The organism is Pseudomonas sp. GM48 (genome assembly GCF_000282335.1).
In the GTDB taxonomy this organism is placed as follows: Bacteria; Pseudomonadota; Gammaproteobacteria; order Pseudomonadales; family Pseudomonadaceae; genus Aquipseudomonas.
In genome coordinates, this window is the sequence record NZ_AKJM01000022.1 from 1 (window position 1) to 6883 (window position 6883).

Annotated in this window: 5 protein-coding genes; 3 read left to right on the top strand and 2 right to left on the bottom strand. The window is 60.8% G+C overall.

The genetic code is table 11. From position 1 onward, the window contains the following. Positions 1-122 precede the first annotated feature (122 nt). Positions 123-2462 (top strand): tetratricopeptide repeat protein, encoded by a 2340-nt coding sequence (locus tag PMI28_RS25525; protein WP_007982357.1) that lies wholly within the window; start codon positions 123-125, stop codon positions 2460-2462. Between the two features lie 176 nt (positions 2463-2638). Here the strand turns inward: PMI28_RS25525 and PMI28_RS25520 are convergent, their stop codons facing one another. Both PMI28_RS25520 and PMI28_RS25515 read right to left on the bottom strand, forming a co-directional pair. Next, a complete protein-coding gene (locus tag PMI28_RS25520) occupies positions 2639-3118 on the bottom strand; it encodes a DUF934 domain-containing protein (protein WP_007982359.1) in 480 nt (159 codons plus the stop codon). Continuing rightward, positions 3115-4788, bottom strand: coding sequence for a nitrite/sulfite reductase (locus PMI28_RS25515; RefSeq protein WP_007982361.1), 1674 nt, complete (start codon positions 4786-4788; stop codon positions 3115-3117). Before PMI28_RS25515 ends, PMI28_RS25520 begins: the two co-directional genes overlap by 4 nt. Before the next feature lie 415 nt (positions 4789-5203). On the opposite strand from PMI28_RS25515, the gene ccoN reads away from it, so the two are divergent. Both ccoN and PMI28_RS25505 read left to right on the top strand, forming a co-directional pair. Further along, complete coding sequence (gene ccoN / locus PMI28_RS25510) at positions 5204-6631, top strand: cytochrome-c oxidase, cbb3-type subunit I (protein ID WP_007982363.1); 1428 nt, start codon at positions 5204-5206, stop codon at positions 6629-6631. Continuing rightward, entirely contained in the window at positions 6631-6852 is a 222-nt protein-coding gene (locus tag PMI28_RS25505) for a hypothetical protein (RefSeq protein WP_007982365.1), read from the top strand. The genes ccoN and PMI28_RS25505 overlap by 1 nt, the downstream gene beginning before the upstream one ends. Positions 6853-6883 lie beyond the last annotated feature (31 nt).

Below are 6883 nucleotides of genomic sequence, written 5' to 3' on the forward strand. Positions count from 1 at the left end.
GCTCGCGAAGGGGCCATCAGCCTCAAAACAATGCCATTTGACACAGGCCGACCATCCGACAAAGCTGTATCAAGCTTCAACGCACGCCTGACGGCAATCGCACCTTGACCATGGAAGTCGTGATGCCGAAACATAAAAATAAAGCTGCATCCCCAAACCCTGATTCGCCACCGCCCCTGATCAAGCGTTATCTGTTCCCTGTCACCATCGGCATCTTGCTCCTGGCCGTGGCGGGCATCGGCTGGTTTTTGCTAAGCAGCACCCCGACGCCACTCAAGCTTGCTCCCGTCAGCACACCCGCCGTGCAACCGGCCGCTATCGCGCCGGCGAAAATGGTCGATGAACAACAATGCCAGGGCTGCCACGGCGAACAGGTCAAGGACTGGCAAGGCTCCCATCACCAATTGGCGATGCAGCAAGCCAACGCCGACACCCTGCTCGGCGACTTCAATAACGTCACCTTCAAGGCCGAAAAGGAGGCCACGGTGTTCTCGCGCAAAGGCGATGAATTCTGGGTCAATACGCCGGGTATCGATGGCAAGAATGCCGATTTTAAGGTCGCTTACACCTTTGGCATTGCCCCGTTGCAGCAATACTTGATCGAGGTCGGCGATGGTCGGCTACAGGCCCTCGGCGTGGCCTGGGATACCGAGAAGCAGCGCTGGTTTCACCTTTATCCGGGCCAGGGGGTGACCTTCAAGAACCCGCTGCACTGGAGCAAACCCGGCCAGAACGCCAACTTCATGTGCGTCGAATGCCATACCACCGGCTACAAGCGCAATTTCGATGCGGCAAAAAACACCTTCGACAGCCACTGGAACAGCCTTGGTGTCGGCTGTCAGGCCTGCCATGGCCCCGCGTCCAGTCACCTGGAATGGACCGCGAAGAAAACCGACCTGATCCACGCCGGATTTGCCGTCGACCTCAAGGACAAGAATGCAACTGTCGAAATTGAAACCTGCGCCCGCTGCCACTCGCGCCGCGCACCACTGGGCGACGGTAACACGGTTGGCAAGCGCCTGATGGATGACTATCTACCGAGTGTCCTGACCCGCGAACTGTATGCGCTGGACGGCAAGATCAAGGACGAAGTGTTCGAACACGGCTCCTTTGCCCAGAGCAAAATGTTCGACAAGGGCGTGCGTTGCAGCAACTGCCACAACCCCCACAGCACCCAGCTGAAAGCGCCAGGTAACGGTGTGTGCCTGCAATGCCACAACACCGCCGGCAAAACCACCGTGGAAGGCGTCGACGGCAAAGGCCTGCAAGCGAAAAACTACGATTCCATCGAACACACTCGCCACACCATGGGCCAACCGGGTTCGCAGTGCGTGGATTGCCACATGCCCGGCAAGTTCTACATGGGCAACGACTTCCGGCATGACCACAGCTTCAGCATTCCCAATCCCGAGCGAGCGAAAAAACTCGGCACGCCGGACGCTTGCCTGACCTGCCACCAGGGTAAGGACAGCGACAAAATCACCGAACAATTCAAGCTGTGGAATACCGCCAGTACCCCGCAAGCCCCGCGCTACGACGAAAACCTGTGGCTGATTCGCAACGGCCAGCCCGGCGCGGCGCAAGCCTTGTACGAACAGTTGCAACGCAGCAATCTGCCAGCGATTCAACGGGCGACCCTGCTGGCCGAATTGCCGATGTACCCCAGCGAACAGGCGTTGAAACTGGCGACCAAAGACCTGGGCAATCCGGCCCCGCAAGTGCGTGAAAGCGCCATCCGGGCGATCAGTGCTTTCCTGCCGCCAGCAGAGCGTGCACAGCTATTGACGCCGTTGCTCAGTGACCCGGTGAAAGCCGTGCGCATTGCCGCAGCCCGGGACTTGCTCAGCGTGGCGCGCAACGGTCTGGGCGGCGCCCAGGACAGCTGGAATGCCGCCATTGCCGAGTACGAAACGGTGCAGAAAAGCCTGGCCGAACGCGCCGAAGCCAATCTCAACCTGGCGATGCTGTATCAGGCCAGTGGTCGTGGTGGTGATGTCGAAGGCCTGCTGCGAATTGCGCTCCAACGCGATCCGGACTTCTACCCGGCACTGGTAACACTGGTGCAATGGCTGGAAGCCAACAGCCGCACTCAGGAAGCCCAGGCGCTAATGGTGCAAAGCCTCAAGGAACACCCGGACGCCGCCCTGCTGCAACATACTCAGGGCCTGTCGCTGGTACGCGCGGGCAAAGCCGACCAGGCCATGCCGTTCCTGCGCAAAGCCGCGCAACTGGAGCCGCAGAGCCCGCAGTACGGCTACGTGCTGGCGGTGGCCCTGCATGACAGTGGCAAAGTGGCTGCCGCGTGCGAGGAGCTGGAAAGGTTGTTGAAAGTTCAGCCGGCCAACCGCAATGCGCGGCTGTCGCTGATCCAGTACTACCTCGACAACGGACAGGAACCGAAGGCGCAGGTGCTGCTGCAAGGCTGGAAGAAAATCAACATGGGGGATCCCGCGTTGAAATAACTCCCGCCCGTAGCAGCTGCCGAGCAGCGCGAGGCGGCGTTCGGCGGCGAAGCCGTCGTGAAATCAAACGACGCGGTGTTCAGGAATACCGCGTTCGCAGAATTTACGACTGCTGCGCAGCCGAACGCCGCCTCGCGCTGCTCGGCAGCTGCTACAACGTACAACGGGCGAAAACTTCAACGACGTCTGAACAACGGCCTCGGCTCGATCACCGAACGCCCGTAAAGCACGCTCATCCCCGCCAGGCCTTTCAACGCATCCTCGGCGGATTTGTCTTCGCGCACGGCGAAGCTGTCGAAACCGCATTGGCGCATGTGGCTCAGTTGATCGCGCAGAACGTCGCCGATCGCGCGCAACTCGCCGGCCCAACCCAATCGGGTGCGCAGCAGATAAGCCTGGCTGTAGCCGCGACCATCACGAAAGCTCGGGAAGTCCAGGGCGATCAGCGGCAGTTGGGCAAACCATGGCTTGAGACTTTCCACTTCATCGTCCGGCCCCAGCCACACACCCTGTTGCCGAGGGTTTTCCAGCCATCGGGCGAGCGGCAGGATCACGGCACCGTCTGGCACTGGTTGCTCCGGGTCGCGCACCAGTGTCCACGGATCATCCGCAACAATCCGCGCCACGCCCTCTTCCAGCCGCAACAGATTGTTCATGCCGACACCCCCAGCACTTTCGGATAGACCGCTTCCTTGAACGGCTCCAGACCGATGCGCTGCACGGTGTCGACAAACAGCTCCTCACTCTCGCGATAACGCACGAAAGTCTCGATGATCTGCTCGATCACCTGCGGCACTTCGGCGGCGCTGAACGACGGCCCGATGACCTTGCCCAGCGCGCTGTGCTTGCCTTGGGCACCGCCGAGGGTGATCTGGTACCACTCGCTGCCGTTCTTATCGACGCCGAGGATGCCGATGTTTCCGATGTGGTGGTGACCGCAGGCGTTCATGCAGCCGGAGATGTTGAGGCTGATGTCGCCCAGGTCGTGCAGGTAATCGAGGTCGTCGAAACGCGCCTGAATGCCCTGGGCGATGGGGATCGACTTGGCGTTGGCCAGCGCGCAGAAATCACCGCCGGGGCAAGCGATGATGTCGGTGAGCAAACCGGCGTTGGCGCTGCCCAGATTGTGTTCGCAGGCCAGGCACCACAGCGCGAACAGCTCGGCTTTTGGCACGTCCGGCAGGACGATGTTCTGTTCATGGGCAATGCGGATCTCGCCGAAACCGAAGCGCTCGGCCCAGTCGGCCACCGCTTCCATTTGTTTGTCCGTGACGTCGCCCGGTGGCGAAGCGCTGCCCGGTTTGGTCGACAACACCACGCTGGCGTAGCCCGGCACTTTATGCGGCTGAACATTGCGCAGCACCCAGCGCGCGAACGCCGGGTTGTCGGCCAGATGCGTGCCGTAATCGAGGCTGGTGTCCGCCAGCTCGCGATAAGGCGGCGCGACGAAGGCGCCGGCCACGCGTTCGAACTCATCAAAGGTCAGTTGCGCCGGGCCGTCCTTGAGGTGCTGCCACTCCTCCTCCACTTCCCGGGCGAAGGCTTCGATGCCCAGGGCCTTGACCAGGATCTTGATCCGCGCCTTGTATTTGTTGTCCCGCCGGCCATGGCGGTTGTACACCCGCAACACCGCCTCGACGTAGGACAGCAGGTGCTGCCACGGCAAGCCTTCGCGGATCTGCAAACCGAGGATAGGCGTGCGCCCCAGACCGCCGCCAACGATCACCCGCAACAGCATTTGCCCGTCGTTGCCGGGGTAAAGATAGAGGCCGATGTCATGCATCATGATCGCCGCCCGGTCCTGTTCGGCCGAGCAGATGGCGATCTTGAACTTGCGTGGCAGGAACAGGAATTCCGGGTTGATGGTCGACCACTGCCGCAGGATTTCCGCCAGCGGTCGCGGGTCGATCATTTCGTCTGCCGCAACCCCGGCGAAGGCTTCGGTGGTGATGTTGCGCACGCAGTTGCCGGAGGTCTGGATCGCATGCATTTCCACCTGGGCCAGGCGTTCGAGGATGTCCGGCACCTGGGCCAGTTCGATCCAGTTGAACTGCATGTTCTGCCGGGTGGTGAAGTGACCGTATCCGCGATCGTAATCCCGGGCGATGCTCGCCAGCGTGCGCATTTGCCGGGCACTCAGCGTGCCGTAGGGAATGGCGACGCGCAGCATGTAGGCGTGTTTTTGCATGTACAGGCCGTTCTGCAGGCGCAACGGCAGGAACTCTTCTTCGCTCAGTTCGCCGGCCATGAAACGCTCAACCTGATCGCGGAACTGCGCAACCCGTTCGAACACCAGTGCCCGGTCATAATCATCGTACTGATACATGTAAATACCTCATCAGGATTGACCGCGCATCCCCGTAACTTCGCCTCGCCCGTAGCAGCTGCCGAGCAACGCGAGGCTGCGTTCGGCGGCGCAGCCGTCGTGAAATCAAACGACGCGGTATTCAGGAATGCCGCGTTCGCAGGGTTTACGACGGCTGCGCCGCCGAACGCAGCCTCGCGTTGCTCGGCAGCTGCTACAGCCGGTGGGGTTTGGCGGTTCTTGTGTGGCATGACTATGGACCTGCGGCGCAGATCATTACAGATTCACCTGAATGCATAAAAACCGTATCAGATTGCAGCAGATGGCCGCAGGATGGTCTCAAATCTGATCCGCATAAATGAAAGTTTCCTGAGCCTGTTTTGTTTCCATCGGGATTTCTACAGTGCACGGCATTGCAACCGTGGAAGCATTGAGCATGAGCACAACAACTATCGGACAGGCCTATAACTACAAGGTCGTGCGCCAATTCGTCGTGGCGACCGTGATCTGGGGCGTCGTCGGGATGGCGATGGGCGTGTGGATCGCCTCGCAACTGGTGTGGCCGCAGATGAACCTCGATCTGCCGTGGACCACTTTCGGTCGTTTGCGCCCGTTGCACACCAGCCTGGTGATTTTCGGATTCGCCGGCAGCGCGCAATTCGCCGCCAGTTATTACGCGGTGCAGCGCACCTGTCAGGTGCGACTGTTCTCGGACAAGCTCGCCGCCTTCACCTTCTGGGGCTGGCAGTCGGTCATTGTGGTGATGCTGATCACCCTGCCGCTGGGCTATACCACCACCAAGGAATACGCCGAGATCGAGTTCTCCGGCGCGGTGTGGATGACCGTGGTCTGGGTCGCTTATGCCATCGTGTTCTTCACCACCGTGGTGCAGCGCAAGACCAAACACATCTACGTCGGCAACTGGTTCTTCGGTGCGTTCATCGTGGTCATTGCGATGCTGCACGTGGTCAACCACCTGTCGATTCCGGTGGGCTGGTTCAAGTCCTACCCGGTGTACTCCGGGGCCACCGACGCGATGGTGCAATGGTGGTACGGCCACAACGCCGTGGGCTTTTTCCTGACCACCGGTTTCCTCGGCATGATGTATTACTTCGTGCCGAAACAGGCTTGTCGGCCGGTGTATTCCTATCGCTTGTCGATCGTGCATTTCTGGGCGCTGATCACCCTGTACATCTGGGCCGGTCCGCACCACTTGCACTACACCGCGCTGCCGGACTGGGCGCAGTCCCTGGGCATGGCCATGTCGCTGATCCTGGTGGCGCCGAGTTGGGGCGGCATGATCAACGGCATGATGACCCTGTCGGGCGCCTGGCATAAGTTGCGCACCGACCCGATCCTGCGTTTTCTGGTGCTGTCCCTGGCGTTCTACGGCATGTCGACCTTCGAAGGGCCGATGATGGCGATCAAGACGGTCAACGCCCTCTCCCACTACACCGACTGGACCATCGGCCATGTACACGCCGGCGCCCTCGGCTGGGTGGCGATGATCACCTTCGGCGCGACATACCACATGGTGCCGAAAATCTTCGGCCGTGAGCAGATGCACAGCACGCCGCTGATCAACCTGCACTTCTGGCTCGCCACCATCGGCACTGTGCTATACATCGCCTCGATGTGGGTCAACGGCATCACCCAGGGCTTGATGTGGCGTGCAATCAACGACGACGGCACCTTGACCTACTCGTTCGTCGAAGCCCTGCAGGCCAGCCATCCGGGATTTGTGGTGCGTTTCGCCGGCGGCGTGCTCTTCCTCACGGGCATGTTGCTGATGGCCTACAACGTGTGGCGCACAGTGCGGGTATCGGACGTGGCGATGGTGGAACGTGAGGCGCAGATAGCCTGATGACTGAAGTCGTGCTGAACCTGCTGGGTATGGCGTTTCTGTGGTTCGCCATCGAATACTGCCTGCGCCACCAGACTACCAAGAGCCTCGACGACGCCAGCCTGATCCCGTTTGCCGATGACCCGGAGGTGGCTCGGCGGGTGGAGGCGGCTACCGGGAAGACTATCAATGCAGTGGCGCCCGAAGAGGTGAAGCCAGGCTGGGGAAACACTGATTTCTGATGCAACACCGATCACTGTGGGAGCGGGCTTG